A 16453-nucleotide genomic window follows, 5' to 3' on the forward strand; every position below is an offset into this window, starting at 1 on the left:
CCAGCCGTCGGGCGCTTAGCGCGCGATCAGCTTGAGGAATTCCTCGTTGGTCTTCGTCTTCGAGAGACGGGCGATCATCGTGTCGGTGGCCTCTTCGATTTTCTGGGCGACGAGAGCGCGGCGGAAGAAGTGGATCGCATCGAGCTTCTTGGCGTCGATGAGGAGCTCTTCTTTGCGGGTGCCGGAGGACTGGATGTTCATCGCCGGCCAGAGGCGCATCTCGGCGCATTTGCGGTCAAGGACGAGGTCGCTGTTACCGGTGCCTTTGAACTCCTGGAAGATCACGTCGTCCATGCGGCTGCCGGTCTCGACGAGCACGGAGGCGACGATGGTGAGCGAGCCGCCTTCCTCGATGTTACGGGCGGCGGCGAAAAGCTGGCGGGGCTTTTCGAGGGCGCGCACATCGAGACCGCCGGAGCCGGTGCGGCCGGAATTTTTGAGCGTGTTGTGAGCGCGGGCGAGACGGGTGATCGAGTCAATGAAGAGCACGACGTGGCGGCCGGTCTCGACGAGACGCTTGGCGCGTTCGATCGCCATGTCGGCGATGCGGACGTGGCTGTCGACGTTCTCGTCGTTGGACGAAGCCCAGATCTCGGCGGGAACGCTGCGGCGGAAGTCGGTGACTTCCTCGGGACGTTCGTCGACGAGGAGAATCATGACGTGGCACTCGGGATGGTTTTGGAGAACGCCCAGCGCCATGTCGCGGAGAAGCGTGGTCTTGCCGGTGCGGGGCGGGGCGACGATGAGGCCGCGCGTGCCTTTGCCGATCGGGCAGAACAAGTCGACGGCGCGGGTGGTCATGCGGCCGTCCTTGAGCTCCATCTTGAGCTGCTGGTCGGGCGACATGCTGGTGAGTGCGATGAAGTCCATGCGGGCCTTGCGGTCCTCGATGGACATGCCGTCGACGGATTCGACGAACTTCATCTTGGGGTTGGGGAAACGTCCCTCGGCGGGCCAGGCGGTGCCGGTGATGTGGCTGCCTTGGCGGAGCTTGAAGCGGCGGATGAGTTCCTTGGGAACGAAGGTATCCGAGGGCCGGCGTTTGCCGTAACGGGTGAGGTCGAGCAGCTGGCCGTTGCCGCCTTTCTGGATGTCGATGTCGAGGACGCCGGAAACCTGGATCACGTTTTCGGGACGCTCCGGGGGCTGGGGAGCGGCGGCGGTGGCGGGCGCGGAGTTGGCGGCGGGAGCGGTCTCCGACGGGGTGGTGTCGGAGGTCGGTTGTTCAGGGTTATTAGCCATGTAGTTAAATTGAATGAATGAATCGTATGCGGTGCTTGACGCTGCAAACCACGGGCGAAATAAGGGCTAAGTGTCAGGCGCGCGAACGAACGCGCGTTTGAAAAAATCCCTAACAAAAGCCCCTAACGTGTCGGACCAAAAGAAAACCTCAGCATCCCGTGAAAAACGGGTTTTTAAGCCTTCGGCCGAGTTTCAACGTCAAGCCAATCTCGGGAGTCTTGCCTCCTATAAGAAGCTCTATGCCGAGTCTGTCAACTCCCCAGAAAAATTCTGGGGACGGCAGGCCAAGGAGTTGCTCGTGTGGCGCAAGCCCTTCACGAGCGTCCTTAAATGGAAGGCTCCCCACGCCAAGTGGTTTGGCGGCGGCAAGCTGAACGTCGCCGAGAACTGTCTCGACCGCCATCTCGGCACCGCGCTCGAGAACAAGGCCGCGATCATTTTCGAAGGTGAGCCCGGCGATGTGCGCACCATCACTTACAAGCAGCTCTCGATGCACGTCTGCCGTCTGGCCCACGTGTTTGAGAACATGGGTGTGGTTGCGGGCGACCGTGTGGCGATCTACCTGCCGATGGTCCCCGAGGCCGTCGTGGCCATGCTGGCCTGCGCCCGTATCGGCGCGGTGCATACGGTGATCTTCGGTGGCTTCAGCTCCGAGGCCATCAAGGACCGCATCAACGATTGCAAAGCCAAGCTCGTCATCACCGCCGACGGCGGCTGGCGTCGCGGCAAGATCATCGAACTCAAGCCCGCCGTGGACCGCGCTCTCGAGGGCACGCCCACCGTGCAGTCGGTGATCGTCCTCAAGCGCACCGGCAACGAGGTCAAGATGGCCGAGGGCCGCGATGTATGGTGGCACGACGTCTGGAAGGGCGGCCCGAATACCCACAAGGCCAAGGCGTTCGACAGCGAGCACCCGCTCTTCATTCTCTACACCTCGGGTTCTACCGGAAAACCGAAGGGCGTGCTGCATACCAGCGCCGGTTACCTGCTCGGTGCGAAGATGACGTCGCACTACATTTTCGACCTTAAACAAAACGACCGTTACTTCTGCTCCGCCGACATCGGCTGGATCACTGGTCATAGCTACGTCGTTTACGGCCTCCTCTCGAACGGTTCGACCGTGTTCCTCTACGAGGGCGCGCCCAACCAGCCCGAGCCCGATCGTTTCTGGCAGATGATCGACCGCCACGCGATTACGATCCTCTACACCGCGCCGACCGCGATCCGTGCGTTCATGCGCTGGGGTGACAACTACGTCCTCAAGCACCGTCTCGATTCGCTGCGCCTGCTCGGTTCCGTCGGCGAGCCGATCAGCCCCGAGGCTTGGCTGTGGTATCACAAGCTCATCGGCAAGGGCCGCTGCCCGATCGTGGATACGTGGTGGCAGACCGAGACCGGCTCCATCATGATCGCGCCGATCCCCGGTGCGGTTCCTCTCAAGCCCGGCTCGGCCAGCCTGCCGTTCTTCGGCATCGTTCCGAAGATCGTCGACGAAAAGGGCAAGGAAGTGCCGCGCGGCACCGATGGCAAAATGATCATCACCAAGCCCTGGCCTTCGATGCTTCGCACGCTGTGGGGCGACGACGAGCGTTTCCAGAAAACCTACTTCGGCGACTATCCGGGAATCTATTTCACCGGCGACGGCGCGAAGCAGGACAAGGATGGCTACTTCTGGATCTCGGGTCGCGTGGACGACGTGCTCAACATCTCGGGCCATCGCATCGGCACGGCCGAGGTCGAGGCTGCGCTGGCGACGCATCCGGCCGTGGCCGAGGCGGCCGCCGTGGGCCGTCCCGACGATCTCAAGGGCCAGGCCCTCGTCGTGTTTGTGAGCATCAAGACGGGTGTGACCGCCGACGACAAGTTGAAGGAAGACCTCCGCGCGCACATCGGCCGCGAGATCGGTTCCTTTGCGAAGCCCGACAGCGTGCGCATTGCGCCGAGCCTGCCGAAGACGCGCTCCGGCAAAATCGTGCGCCGCATCCTCAAGGACATCGCCGCGGGCCGTCAGGTCACGGGCGACACGACGACGTTGGAAGATATCTCCGTGATCGCCGCGTTGCAGACCCAGGATTGATTCCGCTGATCGGTCTGTTGATTACAAAAAGCCCGCTGCACAACGCAGCGGGCTTTTTTTTGCGCGTGGTGTTTAAGGCCAGCGTGGATCGCGCCACAGTTCGCGACCCTGGCGATAAGTGCCGAGGACATCGGCGGGCGTCACACGCGTGAGCACGCTTGCAATGATGTGGCGCGTGGCTCGCAAGTGGGGCGCATGGAAATCGAGCACCACAAAATCGGCCGGCAGCCCGCGTTCGAGGTAACCGTAATGATCGCCGCCGAGGAGCGGGCGGATGTTGCTCGTAGCCATTTTTAAAATGGCGCTGGGATCAGGCGAGAGGGCGTCTCCAAACTGGGACTTGGCGAGTTTGTAGGTGAAATCGAGTTCGGGGAGCAGCGAAGGTGAATTGAGCATGCCGTTATCGGTGCCGAGCAGGAGATTCACACCGGCGCGAAGCAGCGCGGCGACGGGAGGGAGCGGCAGGCCGAGGCTGGCGTTGGCGCGCGGATTGATCGCGGCGGTTTTCCCGGAGCGTGCGAGCAGGGCGATCTCGTCGGAGTTGGCGACGGTGAGGTGAACGATGAGGTCGGCGTCGTAGACCTCGATGGCGCGGATGAGATCGCCGCGTCCGGTGATGGCGTGCGAGCGGTCGCGGTAGCCGGCGCTTTCGAGGCAGTGGATGGCACGGATTTTTTTCGCGGCGGATGTAGCGGTGCGAATTTCACGCCAGGCAACGTCGGTGAGATCGTTCATCGTGCTCTCGGAAAAACCGTCGGCGACGGCGAGCATGGCGTCCAGTTCAGCGCGGGCTGAGGCGGGAAGCGGCGCGGTGTTGGCGTCCAGATCAGCGGCGGTGAACGGCGGCGAATCGAATTGGTTGAGGATGATTGATTCGACGCCGGTGGCCTCGGAGGCCTTGCGCAGGAGCCGTGCTCCGTAGGCGCCTTGCTCGCGAAAATCGAGATGGGCGATCACGCCGGTGCGCGCCATGTAACCGAGGTGGGCGACGAGATGCGGGAGGTGGGTTTCCTCGGAGAGCTTGGCGAGTTCCCGGTATTTATAACCGGCGGGACGAAAAAACGCCTCTTCAAGTGTGAGGCCGGTGGCGCCGTCGGGCAGGGCGCTGTCGCCCATGTGGGTGTGGCCGTTGTAGAGACCGGGAATGATGACGAGCGCGCCGTTGTCGATCTGCCGGCAAGGTTCGCCGAGATCCAGGGCGGTGATCGTGTCGGTTTCCCAAGCAAAACGATGGCACCGATGCGGCGCCAGATCGGGGCCGTGCAGGACGATGCAATCGCGGATCTCGGGCATGATGTGCGGCGACCCTTAGTAACTCGTGTCGCGGGCGGTGTAGATGACGCGGGTGTTCATCAACAGGTCGCCGTGATCGCGGAGTCCGTAGCCGACGAGCCATTCTTTGCCGGCGAAAGTAAAGCCGGTGAGGTCGGGTGTGTGCAGGGAATCGGGCCGCACGCGGTAAACCATGCTGACGGAGCGGACTGAACGGGCGCCTTGGGCGAGCAACTGGCCGGCGGCTTCCTTAAAGGTGCGGCCGCTGTCGCAGATGTTGTCGAAGAGCACGATGTCGCGACCGGCGAGCTTGGTGCTCTGCCAGTCGATCTCGATGTTATCGAGGGGTTTGTTGGTGTTCTTGTCGTAGGAACGCGCGCGGCAGAAGGCGGGCTCGACCGATTGGCGCATACGCAGGAGCAAATCGGAGAAGAAAAACGCCCCACCGCGCAGGAGGCAGATGCAGAGCAGGAGCTTGCCGGTCTCGGCTTTGGATTCGGCGGCCCACGTGTCGAGTTGCGCGGACAGGATGACCAGTTGTTCTTCGATCGCCTCGGGCGGATACAGCAAGTCGAGATGCGCAGGAATGGTGCTCATGGGATTTCAGGTGTCGGGACAAAAGCCGTAGAGAAGATCGTCGCGGCCCTTGCCGGGCCAGTTCACCTGGTCGACGCGCAGGTGTTTCATGACGTCGAAGACGAGGGCGTTGAGCGCGGCTTCGAATCCAAAAATCGAATACAAGGCGGGCGCATCGACGCAGATGACGAAGGCGCCGAGTCCGGCGTCGCGCAGCATGCGCACGCTGCGATCGACCATCTCGGCTTCCATGGCGGAGCCGCCCTGCAAGATGATGACCGGCTTCGGGTGGGCATTCATCTGCTGGAAGGGGCCGTGGGCGAATTGCAGGAAGTCGCTGATGGGCGGGCACGGCCAGAACACACCCTCCATGAATTTGCAGGCGAGGTTTTGCGCGAAGTCGGAAATGGGCGCGGCGGTGACCAGATTGAAACCCTGCGAGAAGGCGCTGGGCAGACCGATCATCGCGGCGCGCAGGTCATCGGGCGGCTTGATTTCGAGCAGCGGGAGAATTGTCGCGGCGGTGGGCTGCGGAAAGCGGCAGCCGGCGAAGCGGGCGGCGAACTGAAGGGCGGCGAGGTAGCCGGCGAGCGGACCGACGAAACGGATGAGCGTGGTGTATTCCTCGGCGAGGGGGAATTCGATGAGTTCGCCTCCGTCATTGAGGATGGCCTGAAGCAGTTCGGCACGGTCGGCTTTTCCGGCGGCGAGGGCGGCGGCCGGAGTCGTGGCGGTAAACAGAATGCAATGGGCGAAGTCACCGCGACGGTTGAGCGCGATGCGGGCGTTGGGCGAGACGCCTTGGGAGAAAACGACGAGGGTTTTATCGGCGAATGCTTCCGGCTCGGCGACGGTGAAACCTGATAACGGCAGGTAGGCGGCGGAGCGGTCGGTGTAGAGATTCAGCAGCATCGCGAGGTAGCGCGCGTGCGCCTCGGAGCTGCCGGTGCCGGTGACGATGAAGCGTCGTGAAGCCAGCGAGGCGGGGCGCAGCGGAGGCGGCGGCGCGTCCAGCATGCCCGCCAGCACCGAGGGAATACTGGCGAGGCGCTGGCCGAGGAGATCGTGGCCGAGCGGATCGGCGGTGGAGGTGGACATGCGATGGGGCGGGTGGCGGCAGATCAGTCTTCGAGGAAAATCCACTTCTCGACCTCGATCTTGTGACGGTTGAGGGCCTCGGCATATTCGGGCTTTTTGACGAGGCTGGTGGGCGAGTTCATCACCATCTGAATCTTGGTGTTCGGGATGTGATGCTTGAGCAGCAGGATGGATGCATCGTAGTCACGACTGTCGTAATCGACGCCGATTTTGCGATAGGCCTCGTCGGAGGAGAAAGCCTGCCCGGCGTCGGTCATCATGCGATCGGTGGCGTGGGCGCCGAAGCCGGCGCCGCGTCCGTCGTTGTGCAGGAGCAGCAAGGCGCCCACACCGTATTCGATGATGTGTTTGACGGAGAGCTTGAGCTTGTCGCGGTTCTCGACGGTGCGCAGCGGGAAGCGGTTGAAGAGCGATTCGCTGTGCAGGCGCACGACGGGAATCTCGTAGATGCGCGGCTCACCGTGGGTGAGAATCACGAAGTCCTGGCTGGTCACGATGTCGTAGTAGACGTGAACGCGGAACCAATACGGCGTGGTCAGCAGCTCGACCACGGGATCGTCGGGATTGTCGTCCTTGTAGTGGGTGAGGTGGTCGGGATCGATGGTGATGAGAAAGCGATTCTGGCGGATGGCCTTGTAGCCTAGGATGACTGGTCGCGCGCCGCCCATGTAGCGCTCGAGGGATTTTTTTTGGAAGATCTCGGTGAACTGCGCCTCGGTGACGAGGATCTCGTTGTCCACCGGTTTCATCGGCAGGAAATAACTGGCCGAGTAGATAAAGCGCTTGGCGTCGGACAACGCGTAGGGGCGGAAGGGAATGACCGGCTCGGGCGGGAGCGCGCGGCGCACAGACGTGGCGGTCGGGCGGCTGAGGATGTGGCCGCCGGCAGCCTTCGAGGCGAGGTAGGCGAGGTTGAAGGGGCCGGGCTCGAACTCGAGCGACTCGGTGCCGGCGACGACGATGCCCTGCGATTTCAAGGCGTTCACCTTGTCGGGGTTGTTGGTGAGGACGATGAACGGTGCGGTGACGTTCAACAAATGGCAGATATGCGAGATGTTGTCGTAGTTGCGGTGGTCCTTTTGGAGACCCATCGCGGCATAGGCGGCGAAGGTGGAGATCTGGTCGAGCGAAGCCTGCACGAGCATGCGGTCGCGGGCCTTGCCGACGTAGCCAACGCCGCGGCCTTCCTGCATGAGGTAAAAGAGAATGCCGTCGCCCTTTTCGGAGATGACCTTGAACGCGCCTTCGAGCTGCTGGACACAGTCGCAGTCACAACCGCGCAGCGTTTCGCTGGTGATGCACGACGAGTGCAGGCGGGTGTAGAGCGTCTTCGCATTCGCGATGTCACCGTGGGCCATCGCGACGATGTAGTGCTTGTCGATGATGTCCTGGAAAATGAACGCGCGGAACAAGCCGAAGCGCGTATCAAGCTGGCATTTCGCGATGAAAAGCGTCGTTCCATAGAGCGGACGTTCATCGAGGACGCGCGGCGCGAGGATGGCGCCGGTGGCGTGTTGCAGGCGGGCGATCAGTTCTTCGAAGTCAGGGGAGGTGACGGGAGTTTCCGGAGTCAGTGAGGACATGGATGATTTTGAAAATGTGGGAATGAGAACGACTCAGCGCGCGGGACGGAGCATCAGGCGGTGTCGTTGGAGGGGCGCCTGATTCCATGCGGATTGAAATGCGCTGAGCGTGCCGCAGGCCGATTTTGCGAGGGAGCGGTAAGGGATTTCGAGGACGATCTCAGGGCGATCTGAAATCCAGGGATCGAGCGTGTAAAGAGCGGGGTTCACCGGCGTGCAGCGGATGGCGTGGCGTTGTCCTGAGCGGTCGGGATGAGTGTGGCGAAGATCACGCGGAACATCGTAGCCCGAGCAAACGATGAGCGAGAGATTATCGCAACATTGCAAAAACTCAAAACCGCGTTGCAGCGCGGACTGGTCGAGACCGAGTTGGGCGGCCGTTTGTTGCTGCCAGGCGAGCTGGGCCGAGAGAAAATCCGCGTGCGCCTGGCGATGCTCGGGACGGATGGTGTTCACGTCGGCCTGCTCGGACAGCAAGTTGTAGGTGTGCATGGACACGAAGATGGCGGCGGCGGGATCGACCGCGGCGACGGCGGCGGTGGCATCGCCCCGAACTTTCAAGTAGGAAGGGAGATCGATTTCTTCGAAGGCGCTATAAGCACCGACGAGTTGGCGCGTGAAGGCTTCGGGGCGGTTGTCCTTGGTGAGCACGGGCGCGGTATCGCGGGCCAGCCAGCCGTCGTCGTGATGATAAACGGCGTAGCGAATCGCGTCGTAAGGCTTGGGTGGGGCGAAGCGGTCGTTGCCCCACGCATCCGCAAACTGGCCGGCGACATCGGCGTGATCGGGATGGGTTACCAATAGCCAATGGGTCGGAGTCTCCTGCCTGATCATGCGTCGATAAACGCATAATGCGCGCCAAGTGTGCGGCGACACAGGAATGAGGGTAATTCATGTTGGCTTTTAATCTGCTAACCAAAGGTCGTGCCCCGCACCTCTCCGACTCCATCTCTTTGCATCTGTGATGATGCGACTTTTTTGCCTTGGCGTAGCTGGATGGAAATCAGCGAGATCGCCGAACGTGAACGTGTGGTTCTGGTGGTGCCGGTCGCGGGATTTGCCGATCACGGGCCGGACCTCCCGCTTGATGCGGAGGAGCAAATATTAATGCGCGTGGTGAAAGAAGCGTCTCTCCAACGTGGGGAAACACGCCTGCTGGTGGTGCCGCCGCTGCGTTTTGTGACCGGGCCGGCGGATGGAGCGGCGTTCACGGTCGAGGTGCCGGTGGCGCATGCGTTCATCGATGAGGTCTGTGCGTCGCTGGCGGCGGTAGGTTTTCGACGCGTGGTTTTGTGCAATGCGAGTCCGTGGAACGAGGAGTTGTGCGATGCGGCGGCGCGGGATATTCGAATCGCGCGGGGACTTCAGATGTTTTGCGTGAATTTGAGTGCGTTGGAAATCGGGTTCGCGGCGACAGAGGATGCGGAGTTTGCGAAGGCCGGCGGACGGTTGGCGGCGTTGTTCGCGGAGATCGCGGGGCGTCCGGCGCTGGCGAATGACGGGAAACTTTTAACGATGGAGGCACCTGCCAAATGAGCTCGCGCGAACGTTATCTTCCCTCGATGACAGCGGTGCAGATCGCAGCGTTGCCGGACAAGGCTTCGGCGCCGGTGATCGTGACCACGGGTGCGATCGAACAGCACGGTTATCATCTGCCGGTCGCGGTGGATTCGCTGATGGGACAGGTGTGGATCGAGCGCATCACGGAGGCGCTGCCGGACAACGTGCCGTGTTATATCGCGCCGCCGATCACGATTGGAAAAAGCAACGAGCACGTGGGTTTCCCTGGGACGCTGATGATTTCGAAGGAAACGTTGCGGATGCAGTTGTTCGTGATCGCGCGGCAGGTGAGCGCCTGGGGTTTCAAGCAGCTGGTGGTCTTGAATACGCACGGAGGGAATACGTCGGTGCTGATTTATACGCTACGGGAAATCGAGGCGGCGTATGGGCTGAAGACGACGTTCTTGAAACACGGTGTGAAGCTGGAGCCGGAGTTATCGGCGCAGGAAGACGCGTATGGGTTTCACGCGGGGGAATTGGAGACGTCGTGGCTGCTGGCGGTGGCGCCGCAATGGGTGAAGATGGAACGTGCGGTGTGCGAGTATCCGGCGCGGTTGAGTGATCCGGGCGAGCTCAGGCCCGAGGCGGCGCCGGCGACGTTTGCGTGGGCTTCGCATGATGTGTCGGCGTCGGGCGTGATGGGTGACGCGACGGCGGCCACGGCGGAGAAGGGCGAGCGGTGGATTTCACAGATGGTGGCGGGCTATGTGGCGCGCATCACGGAACTGGCTGCACCCAAATCGAACCCTTGATTCTTTAATATGCATCATACGCTTGGCTCTGCTCCGTTGGTTCATCGTTGGAATAATGAAATCGCGCCGCGCCTGACGGTGGCGTCGGGCGACACGGTGACGTTTCAATGCGCGGATTCGAGCGGCTGGCAGGTGAAGCCGGAGTGGACCGCGGCGGATTTCAAGGCGGGGTTCGATCCGTTGCAGGTGCATGCGCTGACGGGACCGGTGGCGATCGAAGGGGCGATGCCGGGCGACATGCTGGAGATCAAGATCGAGGCGTATCGACATCATGGATTCGCGTGGACGAGTTTGATTCCGGGGCTCGGTTTGTTGCCGGAGGATTTCCCAAATCATCATTTGATGATTTGGAAACTGGAGGAAGCCGTGACGCGGAGTTTCCCGGGCGTGACGCTGGATCTGCATCCGTTTGCGGGGATCATCGGTGTGCAACGGGCGGAGACGGGCGAGTTTCGCACGCGGGCACCGGGGGCTTTCGGTGGGAATCTCGACGTGCGTCAGCTGACGGCGGGGACGACGTTGTTTTTGCCGGTGTTCACGCTAGGCGCAGGCGTGCTGACGGGCGACTGCCATGCGGCGCAGGGCGACGGCGAGGTCTGCATCAACGGGATGGAAGCGGCTATGGATGTGACCCTGACCTTCAAGGTGCATAAGCAAAAATCGTTGAGCGGGCCGTATGCGATTTTTCCGGGCGGGTTCACGCCGGCACGTTATGTGACGAAGCCGTGGCATCTGTTCATCGAGTCGGATGAGAATCCGCGCGAGGCCTGCAAACGCGTGGTGCGGCGGGCGATCGAGTTCATCGTGGGCCGATTGGGGGTCACCCCTGAGATGGCCTATACGTTGTGCAGCGTTGTGCTGGACCTGAAAGTAAGCCAGTTGGTAAATGTGCCGACGACGACGATCACGGCGTGTTTGCCCGAGGCGATTTTCGACTGAACTTGAAACGAATTTTTAAACGCAAAGACGCAAAGGCGCGAAGAACCTGAAAATCACTATGCCGATCATCGAAGCCAAACTGAAGGAGCTGGGGTTGACGTTGCCGGCGGCTCCGGTGGCGGGCGGGAGCTATCTACCGCATCGCATTAACGGGAACACGTTGATCCTCGCAGGAGTGATCAGCGTGAGGGATGGCGTGATGACGCATGTCGGGCAGGTGGGCGCGGGCGTGCAGACGGTCGAGACGGGGATCGCAGCGGCGCAGGTGTGCGCGCTCAACGTGCTGGCGGCGATCAAGGGCGCGCTGGGGGATCTGGATCGCGTGAAGGAGTTTTTGTATGTGGGCGGCTACGTGAACGCGGTCGCGGGGTTTGCGGAGAGTCCGCAGGTGATCAACGGCGCGAGCGACCTCTTCGTGAAACTCTACGGTGACGCCGGTAAACATGCGCGCGCGGCGATCGCGGTGGCGGGACTGCCGAAGAATGCTACCGTGGAGATTCAGGTGAATGTCAGTTTTGTTTGAGCGCATGACGTTCGCCGACTGGCAACGACTCTCGCCGGCCGAAGTGGCCCGCACGCTTCACGCGAAGGCGGATGCGTTGCGGCCCGGACAACGCGAGGCGGTGTTCGCGATGCTGGCGTGCGAGGAGGAGATCGCGGGGCGGTTGGAACGTATCGGCGAAGGAGTGACGGCGAATCCGTTGCTCGCGGGGGTGCCATTTGTGGTGAAGGACGTTTTTGATGCGGCGGGATGGCCGACGAAGGCGGGTTCTACTTTTTTGGATGAGGAGCGTCCGCGGCCGGAAGCGGATGGGGTGCTTGTGAAGACACTGCGCGAGACGGGGGCGGTGTTGGCGGGAAAGACGCACCTTCATGAGTTTGCTTACGGAATCACCGGGGAGAATCCGCATTACGGCTACGTGGAGCATCCGCGGTTGCCCGGACGGACTTCGGGCGGGTCGAGCAGCGGGAGCGCGGCGGCGGTGGCGGCGGGCGTGGTTCCGCTGGCGTTTGGGACGGATACGGCGGGATCGATACGGGTGCCGGCGGCATTTTGCGGACTGTTTGGTTTTCGGATGGCGCCGCATCATCCGTGGATCGCGGATGCGTTTCCACTGGCGCCGAGTTTTGATACGGCGGGTTGGTTTACGGCCAACGCAGGTGACATGGCGGCGAGTTTTCAGGCGCTGCTCGGCGTGAAGGCGACGGGGCGGGTCTGGCGTGGGGCCTGGCTGCCGTTTGGCGATGTCGATACTGAGCTGGTGGCGGCGCAGGCGAGCGCGGCGGCTTCGTTGTGCGGTCCGCTGGAGGCGGAGCTGGCGGATCGGTTGCGGGTGGAGTTCGCGGAGGCGCCGAAAGCGTTTGGGGCGTTGCGCGGGCCCGAGGCGTGGGCGGTGCATGCGAATTGGGCCGAGCGGCGCAAGGACGCGTATGATCCGGTGGTCTTTGCCCGCGTTATAGCGGGTCGCGATATGACGGCGGAGGCGCAGGCGGCGGCGAAGGTCGCGCGCGAGCGGCTGATCGCGGCGTTTGGGGCGGTATGGGAGCGGTATGATTTTCTGGTGCTGCCGGCGACGCCGTGCGTGGCGCCGGTGAAGGCGGATTGCACGCAGGCGACGCGGGACCGGATTTTTCAGCTGACCACGCCGGTGAGTCTGGCGGGGTTGCCGGCGTTGACGCTGCCGGTGGCGTTGCCCGGTGGTTTTTCAACGGGTTTACAGATGGTGGCGCCGACGTGTGACGCGCCGGTGTTTGCCGACGTGCTCGCTCTTACTTATGAAAATCATCCGACATCTCACTGCTGAAGGTCCGGGGTGGGCGGCGTTGCAGGCCGATGGTTCGGCTCGGGTGATCGAGGGAGATATGCTGGGCGCGTGGTCGGTGACGGAGCGCGTGGTGGCGGTGGGTGAATTGCTGGCGCCGGTGGAGCCGGTGACGATCTTTGGGATCGGGCTGAATTACCGGAAACACGCGGAGCAACTCGGGTTGGCGTTGGTGGAGCGTCCGCTGGTGTTTATGAAGAGCGGGAACACCGTGCAGCGTCCGGGCGGGGTGATTGAGATTCCGCGGACGCTGGCGAGCGAGGCGGTCGATTATGAAGGCGAGCTGGCGGTGGTGATCGGAAAGCGCTGCAAGAATGCGACACGGGAGAATGCGCTGTCATTTGTGCTGGGATACACGGTGGCGAATGACGTGTCGGCGCGCGACTGGCAGTTCAAGCTGGGCGGCGGACAGTTTTGCCAGGGGAAGAGCTTCGATACGTTTTGTCCGTTGGGGCCGGTGCTGGTGACGGTGGATGAACTCGGTGACGCGGGGGCGCTGAAGCTGGAGACGGCGGTGAACGGCGTGGTGAGGCAGGAAGGCAGCACGGCGGACCTGATTTTTGATGTGCGGGAGCTGATCGTGTTTTTGAGTGCGAGCAAAACGCTGCTGCCGGGCACGGTGATCCTTACGGGAACGCCGGGCGGGGCGGGGCACACGATGAAACCGCCGGTGTATTTGCAGACGGGGGACGTGGTCAGCGTGACGATCGAAGGGATCGGAACACTAACGAATGCGGTGACGGAGGAGAGCTGAACCGGCAGGGTTTAACGCAGAGACGCAGAGGCGCGGAGAAGATGCCGGTTAACCGCGGAGAGCGGCATCGTTTGTTTCCACACATGAGCGGGCGGCAGCGGAGATAAACGCGGGGGCGCGTGAACTTTTTGGGCGCTTTGGGTTCCATGCGTAAATGAAACAACCGCATATTTCCTGTGTGATGATGACCTCGTTGGACGGCCGCATCCAACAGAAGATCTGGGGGCTGCCCGAAGACGAGGATCTGTTCGAAGACGTGGCCAAAAAAATCCCGTGGGATGCTTGGATCGTGGGGCGGGTCACGATGCAGGGCTTCACGGAGACCAAACCGCGTCCGCCGCGTCGCGGGCGCTTCACGGTGCCGTCGGGGGATTTCGTCGCGGACTACGACACCAAGACCTTCGCGGTCGGACTCGATCCGCATGGGAAACTGAAATTCAAAACCAACCGGGCTGATAGCGAACATATCATCTCCGTGGTCACCGAGCGCGCCACGGCCGAGCACTTGGATTATCTGCGTTCGAAAAACATTTCCTACATCATCGGCGGCAAGCGCGACATCGACCTAAAGCTCGTGGTCCGTAAGCTCGCGAAGCTTTTTCCGATCAAGCATCTGTCGGTGCAGGGCGGCGGGAAGATCAACGGTTCGTTTCTCAAGGCCGGGCTCATCGACGAATTGCACCTGATACTTATGCCGCTGGCCGATGGCACGGTCGGCACGCCGACACTCTTCGACGTCGAAGAAGGCTACTCCCGCCGCAAGGCCACGCATTTCCGGCTTAAGTCATCCAAGCTCATCAAGGGCGGTGCGCTGTTGCTTAAATACCAATCGGCTAGGAAAAGATAGCGCATGACCGCCAAGCACACTTCGACCCAGGTGGCGGCGGAGGAAAAGCCGCTCGGCAGCGGTTGGCGCGAGCGCTGGCACGAGGTCATCTTTGAGGCGGATACGCCGTGGGGAAAACGCTTCGATGTCGCGTTGCTGGTTCTCATTTTACTCAGCGTGCTGGCGGTGTGCTTGGAAAGTGTGCGCGAGCTTCGCGAAACCCATGGTTTAACGCTGCGCGCGATTGAGTGGGTCTTCACGGGCTTGTTCACCTTGGAATACGGCGCGCGGCTCATCAGTGTGCGGCGGCCACTGCGTTACGCGCTGAGCTTTTATGGCCTCGTGGACCTGCTCGCGATTCTGCCGACTTTCCTCGTTTATTTTCTACCCGGATCGCAGGCGTTGCTGGTGATCCGTGCGCTGCGGTTGCTGCGGGTTTTCCGGATTATGAAACTCGCGCACTTCGTCGGCGAAGCGCAGCTGCTGGGGGCGGCGATGCGGGCCAGCATCCACAAGATTGTCATCTTCATCGGCGTGGTGCTTTCGATTGTGCTGATCTTTGGCGCGCTGATGTATGTGATCGAAGGCGAGGAAAACGGGTTCACCAGCATTCCGGTCTCGATCTATTGGGCGGTGGTCACGCTCAGCACGGTGGGCTTTGGGGATATTGTGCCGCACACTGTGCTCGGTCGCGTAGTCTCCGCGATCCTGATGCTGATGGGTTACGCGATCATCGCCGTGCCCACGGGTATCGTCACGGTCGAGCTGAGCGCTGCGACCCGCGCCGCCAACAACACCCAGTCGTGTCCGTCGTGCGGTGCCAGCGACCACGATAACGACGCGCGCCACTGCAAACACTGCGGCACGAAACTGTAGGTGGATGGGCGTCGGCGAAGGGTTGATACTGCGGACGATCAGACGCGGGCAAAGGCGATGAGAGCGGTGAAGTCACCTGCGTCGGCTTTGCGGAGTGCGGCGAGGTAGAGGGTGCGAGTGTCGTTTTTTGCCTCCAGCTCGGCTCCGCCGCCCCACGTGAAGGTCGGCCGTTCGAGGGCAACGGCGAGGCGGTCCGCAAGCAGGCGGGCGTGGCGACCGTTGCCATTGCGCCAAGGGTGGATGGCCACGAGCCCGTGGTGCAGCCGCACGCAGAGTTCGTCGGGCGCAAAGGCGGTGTGTTCATGCCAGGCGCGGGCGTCGGCAAGAAGTGAATACAATCGTGTTTCGACCTGTGCGGGCGGCACGCCGAGGTTCAGTTCGCAGTCACGAATTTTACCCGCCCAGCGCCAGACACGGCGAAACATGCGCCGGTGCAATTCGCGCACGAAGAGATGATCCAGGAGATCGGCCGGTGCGAGACGACGGCGGGGCGCGAAGAGCCAGCGGCGGGCTTCCAGGATGTTGGCGCGTTCCAGCAAGTTGAGTTCTGCCAGAGTGGCGACGCTGGGGATGATAAACCGTTCCTCGTCCGGGGAAACGGGCGTGGTGCCGGAATCGTCTCGAGAAGGAGGGAGCAGGCTCATGGAGCGGTTGGCGAAGGCGGCAGGTCGTTACTCGCCTGAGCTTCGAGGGCCATGGAATGTTCGGTTGCGCGTAGGTGGGCGAAGTTGGGATCACGGCGGGCGGCGAGCTGCGCGAAGGTGAGTCCGTTCTTGGGGACCAAGGCGACGACGAGTTCACAGTCCATCGCGCCAGCTACCCGGCGAAGGGTGGCGAGAGTGATGGCGTCGGCTTTTTCGGCTTTCTCGTAATCTTGCACGGCTGAAGGAGTCACTTTGAGCGAGGCAGCAACCGCCGCGCGGGACAGTCCGAGGGCCTTGCGAACGGCCGCCAGCCAGCCATGAACGGGCTTGGAAATGGGGCGTGTGGTCGAAGTGATCGCTTGCAGACTATTTAAGGCTATAGCTGTTGATTCATGGCTTTTCACATGGCTATAACTGTGCGTTTGTGTTCT

The 16453-nt window shown here is 62.1% G+C and carries 17 protein-coding genes; 9 read left to right on the forward strand and 8 right to left on the reverse strand.

The genetic code is table 11. The annotated features are described in order from the left end of the window. Positions 1 to 15: 15 nt before the first annotated feature. Positions 16 to 1242 carry a transcription termination factor Rho gene (gene rho / locus FPL22_RS01025; RefSeq protein WP_144228266.1) on the reverse strand — a complete coding sequence of 409 codons (1227 nt, stop codon included), beginning with the start codon at positions 1240 to 1242 and terminating at the stop codon, positions 16 to 18. Positions 1243 to 1369: 127 nt separating this feature from the next. Here rho and acs point away from each other — a divergent pair, with 127 nt between their 5' ends. After that, a complete protein-coding gene (gene acs / locus FPL22_RS01030) occupies positions 1370 to 3319 on the forward strand; it encodes an acetate--CoA ligase (protein WP_203235092.1) in 1950 nt (649 codons plus the stop codon). Between the two features lie 72 nt (positions 3320 to 3391). Here acs and FPL22_RS01035 read toward each other — a convergent pair whose 3' ends face one another. From FPL22_RS01035 to FPL22_RS01055, 5 genes are read right to left on the reverse strand one after another with little or no spacing between them, the layout of a single operon-like run. Next, positions 3392 to 4612 carry an amidohydrolase family protein gene (locus FPL22_RS01035; RefSeq protein ID WP_144228268.1) on the reverse strand — a complete coding sequence of 407 codons (1221 nt, stop codon included), beginning with the start codon at positions 4610 to 4612 and terminating at the stop codon, positions 3392 to 3394. A 15-nt stretch (positions 4613 to 4627) separates the two neighbouring features. Continuing rightward, complete coding sequence (locus tag FPL22_RS01040; protein ID WP_144228269.1) at positions 4628 to 5188, reverse strand: phosphoribosyltransferase; 561 nt, start codon at positions 5186 to 5188, stop codon at positions 4628 to 4630. A 6-nt stretch (positions 5189 to 5194) separates the two neighbouring features. After that, positions 5195 to 6265, reverse strand: a complete 1071-nt coding sequence (locus tag FPL22_RS01045) for a creatininase (RefSeq protein ID WP_144228270.1) — start codon at positions 6263 to 6265, stop codon at positions 5195 to 5197. Between the two features lie 23 nt (positions 6266 to 6288). Beyond that, complete coding sequence (locus tag FPL22_RS01050) at positions 6289 to 7848, reverse strand: GTP cyclohydrolase II (protein ID WP_144228271.1); 1560 nt, start codon at positions 7846 to 7848, stop codon at positions 6289 to 6291. Positions 7849 to 7881: 33 nt separating this feature from the next. Then, positions 7882 to 8682: a DUF3891 family protein gene (locus FPL22_RS01055; protein ID WP_144228272.1), complete on the reverse strand. Its 801-nt coding sequence runs from the start codon at positions 8680 to 8682 to the stop codon at positions 7882 to 7884. Between the two features lie 144 nt (positions 8683 to 8826). On the opposite strand from FPL22_RS01055, the gene FPL22_RS01060 reads away from it, so the two are divergent. The 8 genes from FPL22_RS01060 to FPL22_RS01095 all read left to right on the forward strand — a co-directional run bounded on the left by FPL22_RS01060 (position 8827) and on the right by FPL22_RS01095 (position 15378). Next, complete coding sequence (locus tag FPL22_RS01060; RefSeq protein ID WP_238991270.1) at positions 8827 to 9384, forward strand: creatininase family protein; 558 nt, start codon at positions 8827 to 8829, stop codon at positions 9382 to 9384. Then, positions 9381 to 10160, forward strand: a complete 780-nt coding sequence (locus FPL22_RS01065; RefSeq protein ID WP_144228273.1) for a creatininase family protein — start codon at positions 9381 to 9383, stop codon at positions 10158 to 10160. Before FPL22_RS01060 ends, FPL22_RS01065 begins: the two co-directional genes overlap by 4 nt. A gap of 9 nt (positions 10161 to 10169) precedes the next feature. After that, positions 10170 to 11099: an acetamidase/formamidase family protein gene (locus FPL22_RS01070; protein WP_144228274.1), complete on the forward strand. Its 930-nt coding sequence runs from the start codon at positions 10170 to 10172 to the stop codon at positions 11097 to 11099. Positions 11100 to 11157: 58 nt separating this feature from the next. Beyond that, complete coding sequence (locus FPL22_RS01075) at positions 11158 to 11622, forward strand: RidA family protein (protein WP_238991271.1); 465 nt, start codon at positions 11158 to 11160, stop codon at positions 11620 to 11622. Beyond that, entirely contained in the window at positions 11606 to 12904 is a 1299-nt protein-coding gene (locus FPL22_RS01080) for an amidase (protein WP_275263000.1), read from the forward strand. The genes FPL22_RS01075 and FPL22_RS01080 overlap by 17 nt, the downstream gene beginning before the upstream one ends. Further along, positions 12876 to 13676: a fumarylacetoacetate hydrolase family protein gene (locus FPL22_RS01085; RefSeq protein WP_144228276.1), complete on the forward strand. Its 801-nt coding sequence runs from the start codon at positions 12876 to 12878 to the stop codon at positions 13674 to 13676. Before FPL22_RS01080 ends, FPL22_RS01085 begins: the two co-directional genes overlap by 29 nt. 154 nt (positions 13677 to 13830) lie before the next feature. Further along, the gene (locus FPL22_RS01090) at positions 13831 to 14523 is read left to right on the forward strand and encodes a dihydrofolate reductase family protein (protein ID WP_144228277.1); all 693 of its coding nucleotides are present in this window, start codon (positions 13831 to 13833) and stop codon (positions 14521 to 14523) included. A 3-nt stretch (positions 14524 to 14526) separates the two neighbouring features. Then, entirely contained in the window at positions 14527 to 15378 is an 852-nt protein-coding gene (locus FPL22_RS01095; protein ID WP_144228278.1) for an ion transporter, read from the forward strand. A gap of 38 nt (positions 15379 to 15416) precedes the next feature. Here FPL22_RS01095 and FPL22_RS01100 read toward each other — a convergent pair whose 3' ends face one another. Beyond that, positions 15417 to 16022 (reverse strand): mobile mystery protein B, encoded by a 606-nt coding sequence (locus FPL22_RS01100; RefSeq protein ID WP_144228279.1) that lies wholly within the window; start codon positions 16020 to 16022, stop codon positions 15417 to 15419. Beyond that, on the reverse strand, positions 16019 to 16426 hold the full coding sequence (locus FPL22_RS01105) for a helix-turn-helix domain-containing protein (protein WP_162525151.1): 408 nt from the start codon (positions 16424 to 16426) through the stop codon (positions 16019 to 16021). Before FPL22_RS01105 ends, FPL22_RS01100 begins: the two co-directional genes overlap by 4 nt. Positions 16427 to 16453: the final 27 nt, after the last annotated feature.

The organism is Rariglobus hedericola, assembly GCF_007559335.1.
Taxonomy (GTDB): Bacteria; Verrucomicrobiota; Verrucomicrobiia; order Opitutales; family Opitutaceae; genus Rariglobus; species Rariglobus hedericola.

Coding starts and splice junctions, on each gene's coding strand:
- rho (WP_144228266.1), bottom strand. CDS start 1,242: ATGGCTAATAACCCTGAACAACCGACCTCCGACACCACCCCGTCGGAG.
- FPL22_RS01035 (WP_144228268.1), bottom strand. CDS start 4,612: ATGCCCGAGATCCGCGATTGCATCGTCCTGCACGGCCCCGATCTGGCG.
- FPL22_RS01040 (WP_144228269.1), bottom strand. CDS start 5,188: ATGAGCACCATTCCTGCGCATCTCGACTTGCTGTATCCGCCCGAGGCG.
- FPL22_RS01075 (WP_238991271.1), top strand. CDS start 11,158: ATGCCGATCATCGAAGCCAAACTGAAGGAGCTGGGGTTGACGTTGCCG.
- FPL22_RS01050 (WP_144228271.1), bottom strand. CDS start 7,848: ATGTCCTCACTGACTCCGGAAACTCCCGTCACCTCCCCTGACTTCGAA.
- FPL22_RS01065 (WP_144228273.1), top strand. CDS start 9,381: ATGAGCTCGCGCGAACGTTATCTTCCCTCGATGACAGCGGTGCAGATC.
- FPL22_RS01100 (WP_144228279.1), bottom strand. CDS start 16,022: ATGAGCCTGCTCCCTCCTTCTCGAGACGATTCCGGCACCACGCCCGTT.
- FPL22_RS01070 (WP_144228274.1), top strand. CDS start 10,170: ATGCATCATACGCTTGGCTCTGCTCCGTTGGTTCATCGTTGGAATAAT.
- FPL22_RS01085 (WP_144228276.1), top strand. CDS start 12,876: ATGAAAATCATCCGACATCTCACTGCTGAAGGTCCGGGGTGGGCGGCG.
- FPL22_RS01045 (WP_144228270.1), bottom strand. CDS start 6,265: ATGTCCACCTCCACCGCCGATCCGCTCGGCCACGATCTCCTCGGCCAG.
- FPL22_RS01055 (WP_144228272.1), bottom strand. CDS start 8,682: ATGATCAGGCAGGAGACTCCGACCCATTGGCTATTGGTAACCCATCCC.
- FPL22_RS01080 (WP_275263000.1), top strand. CDS start 11,606: ATGTCAGTTTTGTTTGAGCGCATGACGTTCGCCGACTGGCAACGACTC.
- FPL22_RS01095 (WP_144228278.1), top strand. CDS start 14,527: ATGACCGCCAAGCACACTTCGACCCAGGTGGCGGCGGAGGAAAAGCCG.
- FPL22_RS01090 (WP_144228277.1), top strand. CDS start 13,831: ATGAAACAACCGCATATTTCCTGTGTGATGATGACCTCGTTGGACGGC.